22 protein-coding genes are annotated in these 19,704 nt (G+C 58.5%); 14 read left to right on the top strand and 8 right to left on the bottom strand.

The genetic code is table 11. From position 1 onward, the window contains the following. Positions 1-70: 70 nt before the first annotated feature. The 3 genes from ppa to F3I21_RS18065 all read right to left on the bottom strand — a co-directional run bounded on the left by ppa (position 71) and on the right by F3I21_RS18065 (position 1,632). Complete coding sequence (ppa, locus tag F3I21_RS18075; protein ID WP_021509737.1) at positions 71-601, bottom strand: inorganic diphosphatase; 531 nt, start codon at positions 599-601, stop codon at positions 71-73. 100 nt (positions 602-701) lie between these two features. Beyond that, positions 702-1,151, bottom strand: coding sequence for a DUF441 domain-containing protein (locus tag F3I21_RS18070; protein WP_021509736.1), 450 nt, complete (start codon positions 1,149-1,151; stop codon positions 702-704). 67 nt (positions 1,152-1,218) lie between these two features. Continuing rightward, positions 1,219-1,632, bottom strand: coding sequence for a lysozyme inhibitor LprI family protein (locus tag F3I21_RS18065; RefSeq protein ID WP_059012325.1), 414 nt, complete (start codon positions 1,630-1,632; stop codon positions 1,219-1,221). Between the two features lie 172 nt (positions 1,633-1,804). On the opposite strand from F3I21_RS18065, the gene F3I21_RS18060 reads away from it, so the two are divergent. Further along, the gene (locus F3I21_RS18060; RefSeq protein ID WP_150059504.1) at positions 1,805-3,364 is read left to right on the top strand and encodes a methyl-accepting chemotaxis protein; all 1,560 of its coding nucleotides are present in this window, start codon (positions 1,805-1,807) and stop codon (positions 3,362-3,364) included. 209 nt (positions 3,365-3,573) lie between these two features. Here F3I21_RS18060 and fbp read toward each other — a convergent pair whose 3' ends face one another. Next, a complete protein-coding gene (fbp, locus tag F3I21_RS18055) occupies positions 3,574-4,581 on the bottom strand; it encodes a class 1 fructose-bisphosphatase (RefSeq protein WP_021509731.1) in 1,008 nt (335 codons plus the stop codon). Positions 4,582-4,749: 168 nt separating this feature from the next. Here fbp and mpl point away from each other — a divergent pair, with 168 nt between their 5' ends. After that, on the top strand, positions 4,750-6,105 hold the full coding sequence (mpl, locus tag F3I21_RS18050; RefSeq protein WP_150059480.1) for a UDP-N-acetylmuramate:L-alanyl-gamma-D-glutamyl-meso-diaminopimelate ligase: 1,356 nt from the start codon (positions 4,750-4,752) through the stop codon (positions 6,103-6,105). 248 nt (positions 6,106-6,353) lie between these two features. On the opposite strand, the gene yjgA is transcribed toward mpl, so the two are convergent. Then, positions 6,354-6,896, bottom strand: coding sequence for a ribosome biogenesis factor YjgA (gene yjgA / locus F3I21_RS18045; RefSeq protein WP_058759857.1), 543 nt, complete (start codon positions 6,894-6,896; stop codon positions 6,354-6,356). A 115-nt stretch (positions 6,897-7,011) separates the two neighbouring features. On the opposite strand from yjgA, the gene pmbA reads away from it, so the two are divergent. The 11 genes from pmbA to F3I21_RS17990 all read left to right on the top strand — a co-directional run bounded on the left by pmbA (position 7,012) and on the right by F3I21_RS17990 (position 16,550). Continuing rightward, positions 7,012-8,352 carry a metalloprotease PmbA gene (gene pmbA / locus F3I21_RS18040; RefSeq protein ID WP_150059479.1) on the top strand — a complete coding sequence of 447 codons (1,341 nt, stop codon included), beginning with the start codon at positions 7,012-7,014 and terminating at the stop codon, positions 8,350-8,352. Between the two features lie 72 nt (positions 8,353-8,424). Beyond that, complete coding sequence (gene cybC, locus F3I21_RS18035) at positions 8,425-8,811, top strand: cytochrome b562 (RefSeq protein ID WP_104093859.1); 387 nt, start codon at positions 8,425-8,427, stop codon at positions 8,809-8,811. A gap of 263 nt (positions 8,812-9,074) precedes the next feature. After that, entirely contained in the window at positions 9,075-9,413 is a 339-nt protein-coding gene (locus F3I21_RS18030; protein WP_010617110.1) for a glycine dehydrogenase, read from the top strand. Between the two features lie 19 nt (positions 9,414-9,432). After that, complete coding sequence (locus F3I21_RS18025; RefSeq protein ID WP_021509727.1) at positions 9,433-9,789, top strand: SFCGS family glycine-rich protein; 357 nt, start codon at positions 9,433-9,435, stop codon at positions 9,787-9,789. A gap of 2 nt (positions 9,790-9,791) precedes the next feature. Beyond that, the gene (locus F3I21_RS18020) at positions 9,792-10,088 is read left to right on the top strand and encodes a DUF4312 family protein (protein ID WP_021509726.1); all 297 of its coding nucleotides are present in this window, start codon (positions 9,792-9,794) and stop codon (positions 10,086-10,088) included. Between the two features lie 25 nt (positions 10,089-10,113). Next, positions 10,114-10,890, top strand: a complete 777-nt coding sequence (locus F3I21_RS18015; RefSeq protein WP_021509725.1) for a DUF4311 domain-containing protein — start codon at positions 10,114-10,116, stop codon at positions 10,888-10,890. 12 nt (positions 10,891-10,902) lie between these two features. Continuing rightward, a complete protein-coding gene (locus F3I21_RS18010) occupies positions 10,903-11,550 on the top strand; it encodes a DUF4310 family protein (protein ID WP_021509724.1) in 648 nt (215 codons plus the stop codon). 92 nt (positions 11,551-11,642) lie between these two features. Then, positions 11,643-12,776 (top strand): amidohydrolase/deacetylase family metallohydrolase, encoded by a 1,134-nt coding sequence (locus F3I21_RS18005; RefSeq protein WP_150059478.1) that lies wholly within the window; start codon positions 11,643-11,645, stop codon positions 12,774-12,776. Beyond that, positions 12,760-13,881 carry a DgaE family pyridoxal phosphate-dependent ammonia lyase gene (locus tag F3I21_RS18000; protein ID WP_132464113.1) on the top strand — a complete coding sequence of 374 codons (1,122 nt, stop codon included), beginning with the start codon at positions 12,760-12,762 and terminating at the stop codon, positions 13,879-13,881. The genes F3I21_RS18005 and F3I21_RS18000 overlap by 17 nt, the downstream gene beginning before the upstream one ends. Further along, positions 13,878-14,615, top strand: coding sequence for a KDGP aldolase family protein (locus F3I21_RS17995; RefSeq protein ID WP_150059477.1), 738 nt, complete (start codon positions 13,878-13,880; stop codon positions 14,613-14,615). Before F3I21_RS18000 ends, F3I21_RS17995 begins: the two co-directional genes overlap by 4 nt. Before the next feature lie 24 nt (positions 14,616-14,639). Beyond that, positions 14,640-16,550 carry a transcription antiterminator gene (locus tag F3I21_RS17990; RefSeq protein WP_021509720.1) on the top strand — a complete coding sequence of 637 codons (1,911 nt, stop codon included), beginning with the start codon at positions 14,640-14,642 and terminating at the stop codon, positions 16,548-16,550. Positions 16,551-16,756: 206 nt separating this feature from the next. Here F3I21_RS17990 and F3I21_RS17985 read toward each other — a convergent pair whose 3' ends face one another. Beyond that, on the bottom strand, positions 16,757-17,656 hold the full coding sequence (locus tag F3I21_RS17985) for a LysR family transcriptional regulator (protein ID WP_021509719.1): 900 nt from the start codon (positions 17,654-17,656) through the stop codon (positions 16,757-16,759). 129 nt (positions 17,657-17,785) lie between these two features. Between F3I21_RS17985 and F3I21_RS17980 the strand changes: the two genes are divergently transcribed. Further along, a complete protein-coding gene (locus F3I21_RS17980; protein WP_150059476.1) occupies positions 17,786-18,487 on the top strand; it encodes a pirin family protein in 702 nt (233 codons plus the stop codon). A gap of 30 nt (positions 18,488-18,517) precedes the next feature. Here F3I21_RS17980 and dolP read toward each other — a convergent pair whose 3' ends face one another. Both dolP and diaA read right to left on the bottom strand, forming a co-directional pair. Beyond that, a complete protein-coding gene (dolP, locus tag F3I21_RS17975; RefSeq protein WP_021509717.1) occupies positions 18,518-19,090 on the bottom strand; it encodes a division/outer membrane stress-associated lipid-binding lipoprotein in 573 nt (190 codons plus the stop codon). A 14-nt stretch (positions 19,091-19,104) separates the two neighbouring features. Further along, positions 19,105-19,692, bottom strand: a complete 588-nt coding sequence (diaA, locus tag F3I21_RS17970; protein ID WP_021509716.1) for a DnaA initiator-associating protein DiaA — start codon at positions 19,690-19,692, stop codon at positions 19,105-19,107. Positions 19,693-19,704 lie beyond the last annotated feature (12 nt).

Here is a 19,704-nt window from a genome sequence, read left to right as displayed (position 1 = left end):
CGCCCAGTGGGCGGTGTTTTTTTATCTGCCGATCGCCGTATATAGCGATGCGACAGCGCTGACAGAAAACTTACTTCTTCTGTGCGCGCTCGAAAGAGGAGATGATTTCAGCTTTAGCCGCTTCCGCGTTGTCCCAGCCGTCAACCTTCACCCATTTGCCTTTTTCCAGATCTTTGTAGTGCTCGAAGAAGTGGGTGATCTGCGCTTTCAGCAGTTCTGGCAGGTCGTTCACATCTTTAATGTGATCGTACTCTTTGCTCAGCTTGGTGTGCGGAACCGCTACCAGTTTGGCATCTTCACCTGATTCGTCGGTCATCTTCAGCACGCCCACTGGACGGCAGCGGATCACTGAACCTGGCTGCAGCGGATACGGGGTTGGCACCAGTACGTCAACCGGGTCACCATCCAGAGACAGCGTGTGGTTGATGTAACCGTAGTTGCACGGATAGAACATGGCGGTAGACATGAAACGGTCTACAAACAGGGCGCCAGACTCTTTGTCCACTTCATATTTGATCGGATCGGCGTTGGCCGGGATCTCGATGACGACATAGATATCTTCTGGCAGATCTTTACCTGCAGGCACCTGGTTCAAACTCATCTGGCTTTCCTTCATTAGTCGTAAGTTGAGTGACGGCTATTATAGCCAACTGACTCTGAAAGTATGCCCCCTTTTTGGCGTTTCGGAATGGTCCAGCAGGCTACTTCGTGGTGACAAACAGCGACACAATCCCTGCGGCGATTAGCGGCCCGACCGGCACGCCGCGAAAGAACGCTACACCAATCACCGTGCCAATCAGCAACCCGCCAATCACCGACGGCTGCACGCTCATTAAACTGACGCCGCGACCGCCGAGCCAGGCAACAAATACGCCAACGATAATCGCCACAATGGATTGCCAGTTAGCAAAGGATTTCAGCAGCGACGAGGCCGGCAGCGTGCCGCTTGCCAGCGGTGCCATGACGGCCACGGTGAGAATAATGATACCAATCTGGATGCCTTGCTTTTCGACGTAGGGAAAGAACTGTGCCAGCGGCGTGAGCTTAATCACCAGCAGGATGAGAATCGAAATGGTAACGGCGCTGTTGTGGACGAAGTAGCTCAGGATGGCGAGGCAGATAAGAATGAGGGTCGAGGCGTAGGCAGCCATGGTTTCTCCGTGAATAATGGGCGCGCTGACCGTGGCCAGCGCTAAGCGTGTTTAACGCCCCCATTTATCAACAATCATCGGGATTGGCGCAACTGCCTTTGTTGATTGATTGCAGCATCAGCGCCTGGTTGCGCACCAGACTGACGCCCTGCGCGCCCACTGACAGCGCCGCCATGGAGCCCTGACTGCTGAGGAAATAGCTGCGGCTGGCATCGGTCCAGCTATCACGGTAGGCCAGCCAGGCGCGCTGCGCATTGCGCAGTTTGTCTTTGGGCTCACCGGTTAATTTCTTCATCAGCTGGCTATATTGCGCATTCATCTCTTTGTCCCACGCCTTATTGGCCGTGCTGTAGCACTGCGACATGCCGGTGGTGCTGGACTCTTTATTCAGGCATTGATTGAGCTGCTGATCGATAGGGTTTTGCTGTGCCATTGCCACGCTGGACGCGAACAGACAGGCAAGCGGAAGCCATTTTTTCATCGTTACATTCCTTGCTTTTAGCGCTACGAACTTCAGGAAATCTGAAGCGTAGATGATCGTAATCAGGTTGACCATCAATGAAGGATAAAGTTTCCCCCGGTCACTGCCGATAATCTCTCCGTTTTAGGGCTACTGGATTCTCCCTTTTTTAAAGCGCACGGGAATTATCATGATCACACAGCTATCTATACGCACGGCTTTACTCTCTCTTCTGGCCTTTATGACGCTGCTGCTGCTGGCAGTGAGCGGTATGGGCATCTACGCCATCAATTCCGGCAACCAGTCACTTGACGCCATCAACCGTATTCAGGGCATTGAACTTAACAGCCTGTATCAGAGCAACGCCGATCTGATGCGTGCCCGCGCCAGCGCCGCGCTGGCGGTGCGCAAAATCGAAATCGGCCTGCTGGACGAGGGCGCGACCGTTACCAAACAGGCGCAGGCGGATGTCGCCAGCTCGCAACGCCATCTGACCGCGTTTATTGATGCCGGTACCGTCACCGCGCAGGGCAAAAGTCTCGCCGATGCGGTTGCGGCCGCGTTCAGCGCGTATCAGAAAGGCGCCATGGCACCCATGATGGATGCGCTGCAAAAGCAGTATACCGATGAGTATTACCAGGTGCTGGAAGGCAACCTGTCGCAGCTGGCGGCTAACTATTCCAAGGCAGTGAACGACTTCAGCCTGTATGCCGACGAAGTCTCTGCCGCACGTCTGGCGGCAGCGGCGCACAATGAACTGCAGATGAAGATCATGATTGGCGTCGCCGTCGCGCTGACCCTGTTGCTGATTGCGCTGGCCTGGCTGCTGCTGCGTCGCGCGCTGCTGCGTCCGCTGGACGGAGCGATCCAGCATCTGGAGCAGATTGCAGCTGGCGATTTGTCGCGGCCGCTGCCTGCAGCGGCCAATAACGAAATCGGCCGTCTGAACCAGGCGCTGACGGGAATGCAGCTGGCGCTGCGCAACTCGGTCAGCCAGGTGCGTGAAGCCAGCCTGCAGATTGACGTCGGCAGCCGCGAGCTGTCCGCGGGCACGGTGCATCTGTCGCAGCGTACGGAAGAGTCGGCGGCCTCGCTGGAGCAGACTGCCGCCAGCATGGAGCAGCTCACGGCTACCGTCCGGCTTAACGCCAGCAACGCGCAGCAGGCCAATCAGCTGGCCAGTAGCGTGTCCGATACCGCCGATCGCGGCGCGGAAGTGGTGTGCTACGTGATGGAGAAGATGCGTGAGATCACCCACAGCTCCGATCGGATCGCCGATATTCTCAGCGTGATCGACGGTATTGCGTTCCAGACCAACATCCTGGCGCTCAACGCTTCGGTGGAAGCGGCGCGTGCCGGTGAGCAGGGGCGCGGTTTTGCCGTGGTTGCCAACGAAGTGCGCACCCTGGCCGGGCGCAGCGCCAGCGCCGCCAAAGAGATTCGTGAGTTGATCAGCGAATCACAGACGCGGGTCAAAGAGGGCAGCGACATGGCCACGCGCGCCGGCGAAACCATGGATGAGATCTCCAGCGAAGTGATGCGGGTGACTGCGCTGATGAAGGAGATCTCCATCGCCTCGGAAGAGCAGAGCCGCGGTATTGAACAGGTTAACCAGGCGGTAACGCAGATGGATGAAGCCGCACAGCAAAACGCTGCGCTGGTGGAGCAGGCCAGCGCCGCTACGCAGTCGCTGGAAGCGCAGTCGCAGCAGTTGCAGGCATCCATGGCGCAGTTCCGCGTGGCGACAGCATAATCAGGGTGGGGTCAGGGATGACCGGTAACGTTGCCTACGTTCGCCCTGATGGATGGCGACGCGGGAGAAGATAAAGCGGTAATTTACGCGGTGCGCATAAATGCGCACCCAACATAAACCGTGCCATCAACCTGTAGGGGCGCCATTAATGGCGACCGAAAATCATTTACTGACAGGCTTCACACGCAGGCATTTTAATGCCCGCTTACTTACGCCTGATGTTCGTCCGGGAACTCACGCATAAAGCGTTCAACGTCGTCGACCATCGCATCATTACCGCAGAAGAACGGGCAGCGCTGGTGCAGCGTTTCCGGCTGAATATCGAGGATACGGTTTTTACCGTCGCTGGCTTTACCGCCCGCCTGTTCGGCGAGGAAGGCCATCGGGTTGCACTCGTACAGCAGGCGCAGCTTACCTTTCGGGTGGCTGGCGGTGCTGGGATAGAGATAAATGCCGCCTTTCAGCAGGTTACGGTGGAAATCCGCCACCAGCGAACCGATGTAGCGCGAGGTGTAAGGGCGCTTCGTTGAAACATCTTCTTCCTGGCAGAACTTCAGATACTTTTTCACGCCCTGCGGGAAGCGGATGTAGTTCCCTTCGTTGATTGAGTAGGTGTAGCCTTTTTCCGGGAAGGTCATGCGTTCGTGGCTCAGGCAGAACACACCGAGCGACGGATCGTAAGTGAAGGCATGAACGCCCACGCCGGTGGTGTACACCATCATGGTTGAGGAACCGTACACCACGTAACCTGCGGCAACCTGCTTGTGGCCCGGTTGCATGAAATCGGCTTCAGTGATTGGCGTGCCTGGCTCACTAATACGATGATAAATCGAGAAAATGGTGCCGACGGAAACGTTAACGTCGATGTTCGAGGAACCATCCAGCGGGTCCATCAATACTACGTACTTACCGTTCTCCGAACCTTCAAAGATGACAAACTCATCTTCTTCTTCGGAAGCAATCCCCGCGACCACACCGCGCGCCTTCAGTGCCGCTTTCAGCTTTTCGTTAGCGAACAGATCCAGCTTCATCTGCTGCTCACCCTGCACGTTCTCTACGCCGCTGGCACCAAGAATATCCACCAGACCCGCTTTGTTGATGTCGCGGTGGATGATTTTTGCGCCCAGCTTGATGGAGGAAATCAGCGCCGTCAGTTCACCTGTGGCGTGAGGAAAGTCGTGTTGCTTCTCGACGATGAATTCGCCTAACGTTTTCATAACACATTCCCTGAATCTACGATGGAGTGGCAGCAGCTGTAACAAGCTACCAACGTATGCGTACGCAGTTTAGCCGATTGAACTTCAAAAACCATAGTCCTAATCCGTTTCTTCCCTCCGGACTCGGCGTTACACTGTGCGCCGAACTTTTGAGTAATGGATCTTTTTATGCGCATTCACATCCTTGGGATTTGTGGCACTTTTATGGGCGGACTGGCGATGCTGGCCCGCTCGCTCGGACACGAAGTGACCGGTTCAGATGCCAATGTCTATCCGCCGATGAGCACGCTGCTGCAACAGCAAGGCATTGAATTAACTGAAGGTTACGATGCCTCGCAGCTGGACCCGGCACCGGACCTGGTAATCATCGGGAACGCCATGACGCGCGGCAACCCGTGCGTGGAAGCGGTGCTGGAACGCAACATTCCTTACCTCTCCGGACCGCAATGGCTGCACGATTTCGTGCTGCGCGATCGCTGGGTGCTGGCGGTGGCCGGTACCCATGGCAAAACCACCACAGCCGGCATGGCAGCGTGGATTCTCGAGGCCTGCGGCCTGGAACCGGGCTTTATTATTGGTGGGGTGCCGGGTAATTTCGACGTATCGGCAAAATTAGGAAAAAGTCCATTCTTCGTCATTGAGGCGGATGAGTACGATTGCGCGTTTTTCGACAAGCGTTCCAAGTTTGTACATTACTGCCCGCGTACCCTGATCCTCAACAATCTTGAGTTCGATCATGCCGACATCTTCGACGATCTGCGGGCGATCCAGAAGCAGTTCCACCATCTGGTGCGCATCGTGCCGGGTCAGGGCAAGATCCTGCTGCCGGAACACGATCACAACATTAAGCAGGTGATGGCGATGGGCTGCTGGAGCGAGCAGGAGAGCGTGGGCGATAACGGTCGCTGGCAGGCGAAGAAGCTGGTGCCGGATGCCTCGCGCTGGGAAGCCTGGCTCGAAGGTGAGAAAGTGGCGGAAGTGAACTGGGCGCTGGTCGGCGAACACAACATGCACAACGGCCTGATGGCGATTGCCGCCGCACGTCACGTTGGCGTGAAGCCGTGCGATGCCGGAGAGGCGCTGAACAGCTTCATTAACGCGCGTCGTCGCCTCGAGCTACGCGGCGAAGTGAACGCGATTAAGGTGTATGACGATTTTGCCCATCACCCAACGGCGATTCTCGCTACGCTGGCGGCGCTGCGCAGTAAAGTCGGCGGCACCGCCCGCATTCTGGCGGTGCTTGAGCCGCGCTCTAATACCATGAAGATGGGCGTGAGCAAGAACGAACTCGCTCCTTCGTTAGGGCGTGCCGATGAGGTATTCCTGTTCCAGCCGCACCACATTCCATGGCAGGTCGCGGACGTTGCGGACGCCTGCATTCAGCCGGCACACTGGAGCGCGGACATTGATACGCTGGTGGAGATGGTGGCTAAAGCGGCGCAGCCGGGTGATTCGATTCTGGTGATGAGCAACGGCGGCTTTGGCGGCATTCATCAGAAACTGCTGGAGCGGTTAGGTAAGTAATGCGTGGCCGGTTCAGGCCGGCCCTGGTCCGAGAGGCGATCTGCCCTCATCCCAGCCTTCTCCCGCAAGCGGGAGAAGGAGCCGTCCGGTGCGGACGTCACATTCAGCGCTCGTCCTCCGCTACCTCAGCACAATGCTTTAGCTACCCCAACACTGCGCTTCAACTACCTCAGCACTGCGCTTTATATCCCCTCTCCCGCTTGCGGGAGAGGGTTAGGGTGAGGGCGGGGCAACCGTCCGCAGTGGACTTACGCTTCAGCCAGCTCGCGCAGGTACTGGAAAATCTGGCGGGCGGCTTTTGGCGGCTTACTGGCGGCTTTCTCTTTCTGAGCGTTGCGGATCATACTGCGCAGCTGCTGACGGTCGGCGTGCGGATAGAGATTCAGCACTTCCGCCACCGCGTCATCACCCTGCTCGATCAGCCGATCGCGCAGCTGCTCCAGCTTATGGAACAGTGCAACCTGCTGGTTGTGGCGGTTCTTCAGCTTATCCAGTGCCAGGCGGATTGGTTCTTCGTCGCGCTGACGCAGCATTTTACCAATCAGCTGCAGCTGGCGGCGGCGGCCTTCCTTCTTAATGCGCTGCGCCAGTTCAATGGCGTCACGCAGCTGTTCATCAAGCGGGATCTTATCCAGGGAGTTTTTCCCTAAATCCACTAACTCGGCGCCCAGGCGTTTCAGCTCCTCGGCGTCGCGTTTAATTTCACTTTTACTGACCCAGATAATCTCTTCGTCTTCTTCTTCCTGATTATCCGGCACATCGTCGAGCCAGTCTTCGGGCTGCTTCGTCATCTGTTGGCTCCCTAAAAAAAGAGGCTAATCCTACCAGTTTATCGGGCGACTGCGAAATTGTTCTCTGAGTCTGATAGACTCAATAAATTCATACTTAAGATTAGACGGCAGGTCGATGAACGTATCTACTCAGGTTGCAGAACAACGTAAAGTGTTGGAACAGGCTGTCGCGCAGGCGCTGGAACTGGCGCAAGCCAGCACCGACGGAGCAGAAGTGGCGGTCACCAAAACCACCGGAATCGGTGTCAGTACCCGCTACGGCGAAGTGGAAAACGTCGAATTCAACAGCGATGGCGCGCTTGGCATCACCGTCTATCACCAAAACCGCAAAGGCAGTGCTTCCTCGACCGATCTCAGCCCGGACGCGATTAAACGCACCGTGCAGGCGGCGATCGATATCGCGCGCTACACCTCGCCCGATCCCTGTGCTGCGCCGGCCGACCGCGATCTGCTGGCGTTTGAGGCGCCGGATCTCGATCTCTATCACCCGTGGGAGATCGACGCCGATCGCGCCATTGAGCTGGCCGCGCAGGCCGAGCAGGCCGCGCTGCAGGCTGATAAGCGCATCACCAATACCGAGGGGGGCAGCTTTAACAGCCACATCGGTATCAAAGTCTTTGGTAACAGTCACGGCATGCTGCAGAGCTACTGCTCGAGCCGGCATTCGCTGTCGAGCTGCGTCATTGCTGAGCACAACGGTGACATGGAGCGTGACTACGCCTACACCATCGGCCGCGCGATGGGCGATCTGCAAAGCGCCGACTGGGTGGGCGCGGAGTGCGCGCGCCGCGTGCTGGCTCGTCTTTCGCCACGTAAGCTGCCGACCATGAAAGCGCCGGTGCTGTTTGCGCCGGAAGTGGCCACCGGCCTGTTCGGCCATCTGGTGGGCATGATCAGCGGCAGCAGCGTTTACCGCAAATCCACCTTCCTGCTCGACGCGCTGGGCCAGCAGATTCTGCCGTCGTGGCTGACGATTGAAGAGAAGCCACACCTGCTGAAAGGGCTGGCCTCGACGCCGTTCGACAGCGAAGGCGTACGCACCGAAGCGCGCGAAATCGTGAAAGATGGCGTGCTGCAGAACTGGCTGCTGACCAGCTATTCGGCGCGTAAGCTCGGCCTGCAAAGCACCGGCCACGCGGGCGGCATTCATAACTGGCGCATCGCCGGTCAGGGCCACAGTTTTGACGATCTGGTGAAGCAGATGGGCCGCGGTTTGATCGTTACCGAGATGATGGGTTCCAGCGTCAGCGCCATGACCGGCGACTACTCGCGCGGTGCGGCGGGCTTCTGGGTTGAAAACGGTGAAATTCAATACCCTGTGAGCGAGATCACAATTGCGGGCAACCTCAAAGATATGTGGCTCAATATGGTAACGGTCGGTAACGACATTGAAACGCGCAGCAATATACAATGCGGATCGGTGCTGCTGCCGGAGATGAAAATCGCCGGACAATAAAGACATCGCTTGATGAAAGCAGCCCACAGCGGCTGCTTTTTTTTCGCCTGATAATAATTAAAGGAAAACGTTATGCGTAAGCATGTGATTGCTGTGTTGTCTTTGTCGTTGCTGTTCTCTTCAGCCAGCCTGTTCGCGGCTGACCTGGAGCAGGATATGGATACTCTGAAAGACGGGCTGAGTGTCGTTAAGAAAACCTCTGACGCGCAGGAAATGCACGCTGCACTGGGCAAGATGCGTGCCGCTGCGCAGGATGCAAAAAAATCCACGCCGGAAAAACTGGAAGGTCAGGGCGCTGACAGCGCACAGATCAAGGATTACCACGCCGGTCTGGACTCACTGATTGCCCAGATCGACGTTGTCGACCAGCTGGCGCAGGCTAACAAGCTGGACGAGGCGAAAACCGAAGCGAAGAAACTGGAAGATATCCGTAACGCCAACCATAAGAAATTCCGCTGATAAACCGGGCCAGCCTGCAGGCTGGCCTTATTCCTGCCGCGGCTTCGCGTCATTCCACCGTTTTTATCCCGCTTTTTACCTCATTTCACGCATTTCGTGAGCAATCTCGCATAGTTCGTGCATCGTGCGATCTGGCGCACAGTCGCCCGTGGGATTTCCACTTTGAGGTGGAAATGTTGCGTCTCCACACCGCCAGGCGGACAGCGTAATTTCTTCTCAACGCGAATTATCTGACATTGTCCGCTGTAAACAGGAGTAACAAGGTGAGGAGTGATGCTGTCCCGCTGAAACCGAGCACGCCGGAGGCAATTCAGGCGCTGGCGGATAAGGTGATGAATCAAATCGCGGCGCTGTATGCCGCGCACCACATTGCAGCTAATGCGGTGCAACAGCAAATGCTGGCCTCACATGTCCGCGCCATGGCGGCACGTTCTCTCACCGGAGAGGCGCTGCCGGACGTCGAAGCCGAACTGTTTGAGGACATCTCGCCTGAGACCATGGCGCTGGCGCAGCAGGTGGTGGATCTGTTTGGCAATTTGCCTGTCGAAGAAGCCTGGCTGCTGTCGGTGCATATCGAAGTGGCGAAATCGAACGAAGCATGAATTGAGAGAGGAACGGAATATGGTAACGGTAGTGATTGGCGATCGTCTGGGTAAAGGGCAGAAAGTGGCAGCTGGCGTGGAAAAAGCCGGCGGCCGGGCAGTAGTGGTGCCGGGCGTGGCGGCGGATATGAAACTGGGCGACGTGATGAAAGCGGAAAACGCTGATTTCGGCATCTCCTTCTGCGGCAGCGGCGGCGCCGGTGCCATCACCGCGCAGAACAAGTACGGCTACAAAGCCAAACACGGCATGCGTTCGGTTGACGAAGGGGTAACCGCCATCAACGAAGGCGCCACCGTGCTCGGTTTTGGCTTCATGGATAAAGAAGAGCTGGGTGAGCGTCTGGTTCAGGCCTGGAATAAAAAACACGGCAGCTAAGCATGAAACAACAGTATGAGACGCAGGTCACGGTGCAGGGCAAAGGCGACAGCAAAGCAAAAGCCTTCGCCGATGCGCTCAGCAAGGTGCAGCAGCAGGTGCTGCGCACCAGCCAGAAAATTCTGTTGCGCATTGAACCGCTCGATGTGCGGGTGCTGCGCGCGCAGGAGAGCGTGCGGAAGGAGAAATTTCTGTTCTTCTTCCTCGCGCGTGAACGGCGGAATTACAGCGTGGAGCTGGAAATTACCGTCAGCGTCACTGTGATCGACACCGAGAGCGTGACCTTCACAGCAACGTAAGAATAACGACAACAAGGGTAACATTATGTTTTTAATCATTTTGTTTAAGTCGTTGATCATAGGTGGATTAGTCGGCGTGGGCGTTGGAGCGGGCGCGGCGCGCATGTTCCACGCGCCTGTCACGCAGGGGATGGGTGCCTTCCGTACGCTGGGCGAGCTCAACTCCTGCGAGGGCGATCCGGCTTCGCACTTCTCCTTTGGTCTCGGCTTCTTCTTTAACGCCTGGGCATCCTCCGTTGCCGCGGGCTCCTTCACGCAGGATGTGGATCACCGCATTCTGCCGAACTGGGGAGCGGCCGCACTGATGGTAAAGAACCGCAACGTCGCGGAAACGCTGCATAACCCGAAACGCATGGCGATTGCCTGCGGCATCATCGGCATGATCGTGGTGGCCTTCCTGAACAGTACCGCTTCTGCCGTACCGGCTGCGCTGCAGGTGACTGCGGTAAAAGTGCTGGTGCCGGCGGCGAATCTGCTGGTGAACACGGTGATGCCGGTGATCTTCTGGCTGGCGGCGATAGATGCCGGTAAGAAATCGGGCTTCTGGGCAACCATTTTTGGTGGTCTGGCGCAGTTGATCATGGGTAACGCCGTGCCGGGTCTGGTGCTGGGCATTCTGATCGGTAAAGGCGTGGAAGAGAGCGGCTGGAACAAAGTCACCAAAGTGATGATGGCTGCGATTGTCCTGCTGTTTGTGCTGAGCGGCTTCTTCCGTGGCTTCGATGTGAAACTGCTGCAATCCTTCCAGCTCGGCATCCCTGGCTGGCTCGACATGATCCACAACAGCCTGAGCGGCAAATAAGGAGCCTTCAGCATGAACGAGAACGAAAACAAAGGGTTCTGGTACGCCGACTGGTCTTTCCCGCTGTTTGTCGGCCTGCTCTCCTCCGGCGTATTCGCCGGGACGCACATGTACTACCTGTACGGCATCGGTGCTTTTAACGAAGTGGCATTCGTTTCGATGCTGCGCTCCGGCATGGAAACCGGCGTGTACGGCGCGGTGGCGGCGTTTGGTGCCAGCTTCCTGTTTGCGCGCATCATTGAAGGCTCGCTGGTAGGGATTCTGGATATCGGCGGCGCGATTCAGACCGGCGTCGGCCTCGGTGTGCCAGCGCTGCTGCTGGGAGCCGGTATCGTGTTTCCGGTGGCGAACTTTGCCGCCTCGCTGGCAACCGGGCTGGTGATTGGCGTGGCGATTGGCTACGTGATTATCCTCGCGCGCAAATTCACCATCAACCAGAGCGATTCCACCTACGGCGCGGACGTAATGATGGGCGCCGGGAATGCCTCCGGTCGCTTCCTTGGTCCACTGATTATTCTGTCTGCCATGGCGGCGTCGATTCCGATCGGCCTCGGTTCGCTGGTCGGTGCGCTGCTGTTTTACCTGTGGAACAAGCCGATTACCGGCGGCGCAATTCTCGGTGCCATGGTGCTCGGCGCTATCTTCCCGGTTTCGCTGTAAGCGCGAAATGGCTGCACAATCCCGTAGCGGCGCGATTTATCGCGCAATAAATTGCGCCGCTACGGCATGTGCGCTCTGTAAATGGGGGTTTTATGTTTGATCTGATTCTGCGCCGCGCGCGTCTGTGTGATGAACAGCTGGTGGACATCGCGATTCACGCCGGCAAAATCGCGGCGGTCGGTAAGGTTGACGGCGCAGCGCAACAGGAGCGCGATCTCGGCGGCCGCTACTACGTCAGCGCGGGCTGGATTGACAGCCACGTACACTGCTATCCCAAATCACCGATTTACCACGACGAAGCCGACGCGATTGGCGTGGCGCAGGGGGTCACCACCGTGGTGGATGCGGGCAGCACCGGTGCCGATCACATCGACGACTTTTATCAGCTGACGCGCAGCGCGAAGACCGAAGTGCGCGCGCTGATCAACATCTCGCGCACCGGCATCGTCACGCAGAACGAACTGGCCGATATGGCGCAGATCGACGGCGAAGCGGTGGTGCAGGCGGTACAGCGTCGCCCGGACTTTATCGTCGGCCTGAAGGCACGCATGAGCAGCAGCGTGGTCGGCGACAACGGCATTCAGCCGCTGGTGCGCGCCAAAGCTATTCAGCAGGCGGCGGGCAATCTGCCGCTGATGGTGCACATCGGTAACAACCCGCCGGTGCTGGAGGAGATCGCCGCGCTGCTCACTTCCGGCGACATCATCACTCACTGCTTCAACGGCAAGCCGAACCGCATTCTGTCACCGCAGGGCGAGCTGAAAGCGGCGGTTAAGCAGGCGATCGCGCGCGGCGTGAAGCTGGATATCGGCCACGGCAGCGCCAGCTTCAGTTTTGCAGTGGCGCGCGAGGCGATTGCCCAGGGCATTCTGCCGGACACCATCAGCTCCGATATCTATTGTCGCAACCGCATCAACGGCCCGGTGCACAGCCTGGCGCACGTGATGTCGAAATTTTTCTCCATCGGCATGACGCTGCCGCAGGTGATCGCCTGCGTCACCGTTAATGCCGCAGCGGGTCTGCGTCTGGCCAGCAAAGGGCATCTGAGCGCCGGTTATGACGCCGATCTGACCATTTTTACCGTCAAAGAGGAAGCCCGCCCGTTCGTCGATGCTGAAGGCGAACGGGTCACGGGTGAGCAACATTTGCTGCCGCTGGCTGTGGTGATCGCAGGCCAGTGGCATCTGACTGAGGAAGGGAAAGCGCATCATGTCTTCGATTTATGAGAAATATGACCTGAAACAGGTGATCAACGCCTCCGGCCGTATGACCATTCTTGGCGTGTCGACGCCGTCCGCCGACGTGGTGGATACCGTCAGCTACGGCCTTAATCACTACTTTGAGATCAAAGATCTGGTCAATAAAACCGGTGCCTACATCGCGCGCCTGCTGGAAGTCGAAAACGCGGTGGTGGTGTCCTGCGCCTCGGCCGGTATTGCCCAGTGCGTAGCGGCGGTGATCGTCAAAGATAACGACTGGCTGCTGGATAACCTGCACGCCGCGCCGCTCAGCGTGCCGCACGACATTGTGGTGCCGAAAGGCCATAACGTGAACTACGGCGCGCCGGTGGGCAGCATGGTGGCGCTGGGCGGCGGACGCCTGATTGAGGCCGGCTACAGCAATGAGTGCTCGCCAGAACAGCTGGCGGCGGCCATCACGCCGACCACCGCGGCGCTGCTGTACGTCAAATCGCATCACTGTGTGCAGAAAAGCCATCTCAGCGTCGAACAGGCGGCAGTAGTCGCGCGCAAACACGGTATTCCGCTGATTGTCGATGCGGCGGCCGAAGAGGATTTGCAGTGCTATTACCAGATGGGGGCCGACCTGGTGATCTACAGCGGTGCCAAAGCGATTGAAGGGCCAACCAGCGGCCTGGTGATTGGCCGCAGCCAGTACGTCGAGTGGGTGAAACGCCAGAGCAACGGCATTGGCCGCGCGATGAAAGTCGGCAAAGAGGGCATTCTCGGTCTGACTCAGGCGATTGAAAACTACCTGCTGCAGAGCAAAACCAGCGGTGCCGACATGGTGGCGAAGATGACGCCCTTTATCGATAACCTCAACACGCTGAACGGCGTCAGCGCACGCGTGGTGTGGGATGCCGCCGGTCGTGATATCGCCCGCGCTGAGATCAAATTTGATGAAGTGGTGACGGGCTGGCCGACCGGCGAGCTGGTGCAGGCGCTGAAAAACGGCGACATCGCCATCTATTTCCGCGGCTATAAAGCCAACGAAGGCATTATCGAAGCGGATGTGCGCAGCGTCAGCGCGGAACAGCTGCACATCATCTTTAGCCGCATCCAGGCGCTGCTCAGCGGAGGAAAACGCGCATGAATCTTAACCCCAATTTCTATCAGGGCCGTCTGTGCCTCAACGTGCTGGCCGGTTCAAAGCAGAATGCGCAGGCGATCTGGCAGGCGGCAGAAGGGCATGTGCTGGTCGGCGTTTTGTCGAAAAACTACGCCTCGAATGAGGCCGCGATTGCCGATATGCGCGAGTACGCGGCGCTGATTGATAATGCGCTGTCGGTCGGGTTGGGCGCGGGCGACCCGAATCAGTCGGCGATGGTCAGTGAAATCTCGGCGGAACTGCAGCCGCAGCACGTTAATCAGGTCTTCACCGGCGTGGCCACCAGCCGCGCGCTGCTCGGACAGCCACACACTATCGTGAACGGTCTGGTTTCACCAACCGGCACGCCGGGCAAGGTGAAAATCTCCACCGGTCCGCGCAGTTCGCAGGCGGCGGACGGTATTGTGCCGATCGCCACGGCGATTACCATGCTGCAGGATATGGGCGGCAGTTCGGTGAAGTATTTCCCGATGGGCGGCCTGAACGCGGTGGAGGAGTATCGCGCGGTGGCGGACGCCTGTGCGCGCCATGATTTCTGGCTGGAGCCGACCGGCGGTATCGATCTCAATAATTTCGAAGAGATCGTGCGGATTGCTCTGGAGGCCGGGGTCAGTAAAGTCATCCCGCACGTTTACAGCTCGATTGTTGATAGCGCCAGCGGCGACACGCGCATTGACGATGTGCGTCAGCTTCTGGCAACGTGCAAGAAACTGCTGTAACAAATGAGTAACAGGTGAGGCTCCGTGAGATTTCCCAATCAGCGTTTAGCTCAACTCTTCGCGGCGCTGCAAAGCGAAACGCTGCCACAGGATGAGCTGGCGCGGCGTTTTTCCGTTTCAACGCGCACGGTGCGCACCGACATCACCGCGCTCAATGCGCTGCTGGAACAGCACGGCGCTCAGTTCGTGCTGGCGCGCGGCGCTGGCTATCAGCTAAAAATCGACGACGCGGTGCGCTTCGGCCGCCTGCAGCAGGAGAGTGCGGCACCGCTGCGGGTGCCGCGCACCTCGCAGGATCGGGTGCGCTATTTGCTGAGCCGCTTTCTCACCGCCGCGTATTCGCTCAAGCTGGAAGATCTGTCGGAAGAGTGGTTCGTCAGCCGCGCCACGCTGCAGAGCGACATGGCGGAAGTGCGCGAGTGGCTGGGCCGCTATCATCTCAACATCGAAACCAAGCCGCGCTACGGTATGAAACTGTTTGGCAGCGAGGCGGCGATTCGCACCTGCCTGACCGATCTGCTGTGGCAAATCGACCAGCAGACGCCGGACAGCCCGCTGCTGACGGTCGAGGCGCTGCACAGCGGCATGCTGGCGCAGCTGCAGCCGCTGCTGGCGCAGTGTTTCACGCAGCATGCCATCCGGCTGAGCGATGAAGGCGAGCGCTATCTGCTGATTTACTGCGCGGTGGCGGTGCGTCGCATCAGCGAAGGCTTCCCGCTCAGCGATCCCGGCGCGGAGGATGTCGGCGAGGAGATACGCGAGGCGGCGCACGATCTGGTTAATCTGATGCGTCCGCTGGTGGGCAAAGGCATCTCGCAGGCCGAAGAGAACTGGCTGCGCGTTAATATTGCGGCGCGGCAGATTCAGGCGCTGGCCCCCAGCACCATCAACGCCGATGACGCGGATGCGCTGGTGGATTACCTGCTTAACTACATCAACACCCATTACAACTACCGGCTGCAGCAGGATGAGCAGCTGCGCGCCGATCTGCTCACGCACATCAAAACCATGATCACCCGCGTGCGCTATCAAATCCACATTCCCAATCCGCTGCTGAGTAACATCAAGCAGCACTATCCGATGGCCTACGATGTAACGCTGGCGGCCGTCACCAGCTGGGGCAAATACACGCCGTATACCATCAGCGAAAACGAGATTGGCTTTCTGGTGCTGCACATCGGCGTCGGGCTGGAGCGACATTACGATGTCGGCTATCAGCGACACCCGCAGGTGTTGCTGGTTTGCGACAGCGGCAACTCCACGCTGCGCATGATCGAGGCGCTGCTGCTGCGCAAATACCCGCAGCTGGTGGTGACGGCGCGTCTGTCGCAGCGTGACTACGAAGTGCGTGCGCACATTGATGAAGATTTTGTTATTTCAACCGCGCGGCTCAGCGAGAAGAACAAGCCGGTAGTGATGATGTCGCCGTTCCCTACGGAGTTTCAGCTGGAACAGCTCGGCAAACTGGTGCTGGTGGATCGCACCCGGCCTTACATGCTGGAGAAGTACTTCGACGCGCAGCATTTCATGGTGCTTGACCGGCCGATGAGCCAGTCGGCGCTGTTCCGCCTGCTGTGCGATCGGCTTGAGGCGGAGGGCTATGTCGATGCTGATTTTTATCCTTCGGTCGAAGAGCGTGAAGCGATTGTCAGTACCATGCTGGGCGAAGGGATCGCGCTGCCACACTCGCTGGGATTACTGGCTAAAAAAACCGTGGTTTATACCGTGCTGGCACCGCACGGCGTGAGCTGGGGCGATGAGACGGCTTCGGTAATTTTTTTGCTGGCGATCAGTAAGAGCGAATACGAGGAGGCGATGGCGATTTACGATCTGTTTGTCACCTTCCTGCGCGAAAGGGCGGTGACAAGACTGCGCGACTGCGCTGATTTCGTCAGCTTTAAAGCGGTGGCGATGGATTGTCTGAGCCGGTTGTGATGGGGATGGGTGCGGTTTGTCCCTCACCCTAACCCTCTCCCGCAAGCGGGCGAGGGGACCGACCCAGCGGCGTGTGAGTTCAGGCGCTGATCCTCAGCGCCCGGTGAATTGACTGAATTCTGGCCCTCAAACCATGCCCGGACGGCTCCCTCTCCCGCGTGCGGGAGAGGGCTGGGGTGAGGGCGAAACGCCGCCAGCACCAGAAATCAGCCGCGTTTCGCCAGCAGTTTCGGAATCTCACGCAGGCACCAGGCTTTGGCTTCACCCATGCTATCGCGGCGCCACGCCATAATAATATCCACCTCACGGGTGTACTCGGCGCTGACAACACGCAGGCGGCCTTCGGCGATATCTTTCTCCACCATCGGATAGGGCATGGTCGCTACGCCGAGACCGGCCAGCAGCGCGCGGCGTTTATCATCCATGCTGCTTACCGTCAGGCGCTGCTGTTTGTCCAGCAGCTGCACCGTCAATACCGGACGTTCGCGCGCGGTGTCCGCCACAGCGATGCCGCGATACTTAACGCGCGTGACCTCGGACAGCGGCTCGGCTTCCTGATGAATCGGGTGATCCGGACTGGCAACATACACGCTCATAATGCTGTACAGCTTGCGTGTGTTGATCTCGGTGGAGGCGCGAAAATGCAAATCCGGCGCGATCACGATGTCGGCGCGGCCCTGCTCCAGTCGCTCCCACGCGCCCGCCAGCACTTCAGTGACCAGCGAAATCTGCGTATTGGCTTTCTCGGCCAGCTTCTCTACCAGCGGGAACAGCAGCTCGGTCGGGATCAGCGCTTCGGCCACGATGGTCAGATGGGTTTCCCAGCCGCGCGCCAGCGCTTCGGCATCGGTGGTGAGTTTATCGGCGGCTTCCAGCAGCACGCGGCCGCGTTCCAGCAGCATTCGCCCGACGTTGGTGAATTTCGTGCGATGGCCGGAGCGGTCAAACAGCACCACATCCAGCTCCTCTTCCAGCTTCTGCATGGTGTAGCTCAGCGCCGATGGCACGCGTCCCAGCTCGTCGGCCGCCGCGGCGAAGCTGCCGCGACGGTCAATAGCATCCATCACACGTAAAGCTTCCAGGGTTAACGCGCGCTCTTTAGCCATGCCGACTCTCTGTCAGTAAATTTGAATATGCCAGGCAGATTAACTGGCTAACAATCCGGCGTCCAGCCTTTTACCATTGACGTATAAAGCCTGTGGTGGATTCTCACCGCAGTGCGTCGGAGGTAAAGCATGATGACAACCCGCTGCGCGTCCGCATGTGGCCAGGCCGATTTCGGTTGGTTGCAGGCGCGCTATAGCTTCTCATTTGGCCACTATTTTGATCCCCAGCTGATGGGCTACGCCTCGCTGCGCGTGCTGAATCAGGAAGTGCTGGCACCTGGTGCGGCATTTCAGCCGCGCACCTATCCGCAGGTGGATGTGCTTAACCTGGTGCTGCAGGGTGAAGCCGAATACCGCGACAGCGAAGGCAATCACCTGGTGGCGCGCGAGGGCGAAGCGATGCTGCTGTCGGCCTGCCAGGGCGTCAATTACAGCGAACACAATATCAGCAAGGATCGCCCACTGACGCGCATGCAGCTATGGCTGGCCGCCTGTCCGGAACGGGAAAATCCGCTGCTGCAAAAACGCGCGCTGCCGCAGCAAACCCATGTGCTGATTGCGTCACCGGATGGCGCGGACGGCAGTTTGCAGCTGCGCCAGCAGGTGTGGGTACATCAGGTCACGCTGGCACCGGGCGAGCAGTACAGCCTGGCGCTGCACGGACCGCGCGCCTATTTGCAGTCGATTCACGGTGCGCTTGAGGTACGGGCCAGCAGTGCGCATCAGGAGCAGCTGCGCTGTGGCGATGGGGCGTTTGTCAGTGAAGAGGCGCAGATTACGCTGCAGGCGGAAACGCCGCTGCGTGCGCTGGTGATTGATATTCCGGTGTAAAAAAGGCGGCCCTGCTGGCCGCCTGTGGCATTATTTCAGAATGGTAAAGGCGGTGGTGACGTGCTTCACACCGCTGACACGGCTGGCGATATCCGCTGCTGCCTTCGCTTCTTCCTGCGTTACCAGACCCAGCAGGAACACTTCCCCGTTCTCAGTGGTGACTTTAACGTTGGACGATTTCACCTGATCGCTGCCCAGCAGCTGCGAGCGGATTTTGGTGGTGATCCACGTATCCGACGAAGACGTGCCGAGGCTCACTTTCTGCCCGGTGCGAATCTCGTTATACACCTCTGTCGCGCCATCAACGCCCATGGCGATCTGTTTCGCCCGGCTGGCGAGATCGGCTGACGGTGCCTGACCGGTCAGCAGTACTTTGCCCTGATACGCAGTCACGACCACGCGCGCCTGATTTTTGATCTGCTCATCTTTTGCCAGCGCGTTAGTGACGCGCAGCTCCAGCGTGCCGTCATCAACCTGCGTGCCCACGGTACGCGGGTCGGTGGCGGTTTTGGTGGCGACCGCAGCGCCGCCGGCGACAACCGCCACGCAGCCCTGCAGCAGCATGGCGGTTAACAGAATGGCGATAGCGTTCAATGCTTTCATTTGAGCTCCTTCAGTCATTCCTGGTGTGGGAACAAGGTGTTATCAATCAAATCGCACAGGCAGTTCAGCGTCAGCATATGCATCTCCTGAATGCGTGCGCTGCGATGTGACGGAATGCGAATTTCCACATCGTGCGGACCGAGCAGGCCCGCCAGCTCACCGCCGTCATGGCCGGTCAGCGCGACGATAGTCATATCGCGGGTAACCGCAGCTTCCACCGCTTTAACAATATCGCGGGTGTTGCCACGGGTGGAGATGGCCAGCAGAACGTCGCCGGCCTGTCCAAGCGCACGAACCTGCTTGGCATAAATTTCGTCGTGCAGACGGTCGTTACCGATTGCCGTCAGCATCACATTGTCCGCACTCAGCGCCAGCGCCGGCAGGCTGGGACGCTCAGTCTCAAAACGGTTAATCATGCTGGCGGCAAAATGCTGGGCGTTAGCCGCCGAAGCGCCGTTACCGCAGCTGAGGATTTTGTTGCCGTTAAGCAATGACTGCACCAGCGTCATCGCGGCGCGGGAAATCGCATCTGGCAGCGCTTCGGCTGCGGCGATTTGCGTCTGAATACTTTCGGTAAAACACGCTTTAATTCTGTCCTGCACAAGACCACCTGG

It is taken from the genome of Pantoea sp. B_9 (assembly GCF_008632015.1).
GTDB lineage: Bacteria > Pseudomonadota > Gammaproteobacteria > Enterobacterales > Enterobacteriaceae > Pantoea > Pantoea dispersa.
Note: the sequence above shows the minus strand (reverse complement) of the source record. Positions and strands in the feature narration are given on the sequence as shown.

Excerpts from the sequence above, each read along its gene's own strand:
- ppa (WP_021509737.1), bottom strand. The coding sequence starts at position 601 with ATGAGTTTGAACCAGGTGCCTGCAGGTAAAGATCTGCCAGAAGATATC.
- F3I21_RS18070 (WP_021509736.1), bottom strand. The coding sequence starts at position 1,151 with ATGGCTGCCTACGCCTCGACCCTCATTCTTATCTGCCTCGCCATCCTG.
- F3I21_RS18065 (WP_059012325.1), bottom strand. The coding sequence starts at position 1,632 with ATGAAAAAATGGCTTCCGCTTGCCTGTCTGTTCGCGTCCAGCGTGGCA.
- fbp (WP_021509731.1), bottom strand. The coding sequence starts at position 4,581 with ATGAAAACGTTAGGCGAATTCATCGTCGAGAAGCAACACGACTTTCCT.
- mpl (WP_150059480.1), top strand. The coding sequence starts at position 4,750 with ATGCGCATTCACATCCTTGGGATTTGTGGCACTTTTATGGGCGGACTG.
- yjgA (WP_058759857.1), bottom strand. The coding sequence starts at position 6,896 with ATGACGAAGCAGCCCGAAGACTGGCTCGACGATGTGCCGGATAATCAG.
- pmbA (WP_150059479.1), top strand. The coding sequence starts at position 7,012 with ATGAACGTATCTACTCAGGTTGCAGAACAACGTAAAGTGTTGGAACAG.
- cybC (WP_104093859.1), top strand. The coding sequence starts at position 8,425 with ATGCGTAAGCATGTGATTGCTGTGTTGTCTTTGTCGTTGCTGTTCTCT.
- F3I21_RS18025 (WP_021509727.1), top strand. The coding sequence starts at position 9,433 with ATGGTAACGGTAGTGATTGGCGATCGTCTGGGTAAAGGGCAGAAAGTG.
- F3I21_RS18020 (WP_021509726.1), top strand. The coding sequence starts at position 9,792 with ATGAAACAACAGTATGAGACGCAGGTCACGGTGCAGGGCAAAGGCGAC.
- F3I21_RS18015 (WP_021509725.1), top strand. The coding sequence starts at position 10,114 with ATGTTTTTAATCATTTTGTTTAAGTCGTTGATCATAGGTGGATTAGTC.
- F3I21_RS18010 (WP_021509724.1), top strand. The coding sequence starts at position 10,903 with ATGAACGAGAACGAAAACAAAGGGTTCTGGTACGCCGACTGGTCTTTC.
- F3I21_RS18005 (WP_150059478.1), top strand. The coding sequence starts at position 11,643 with ATGTTTGATCTGATTCTGCGCCGCGCGCGTCTGTGTGATGAACAGCTG.
- F3I21_RS18000 (WP_132464113.1), top strand. The coding sequence starts at position 12,760 with ATGTCTTCGATTTATGAGAAATATGACCTGAAACAGGTGATCAACGCC.
- F3I21_RS17995 (WP_150059477.1), top strand. The coding sequence starts at position 13,878 with ATGAATCTTAACCCCAATTTCTATCAGGGCCGTCTGTGCCTCAACGTG.
- F3I21_RS17985 (WP_021509719.1), bottom strand. The coding sequence starts at position 17,656 with ATGGCTAAAGAGCGCGCGTTAACCCTGGAAGCTTTACGTGTGATGGAT.
- F3I21_RS17980 (WP_150059476.1), top strand. The coding sequence starts at position 17,786 with ATGATGACAACCCGCTGCGCGTCCGCATGTGGCCAGGCCGATTTCGGT.
- dolP (WP_021509717.1), bottom strand. The coding sequence starts at position 19,090 with ATGAAAGCATTGAACGCTATCGCCATTCTGTTAACCGCCATGCTGCTG.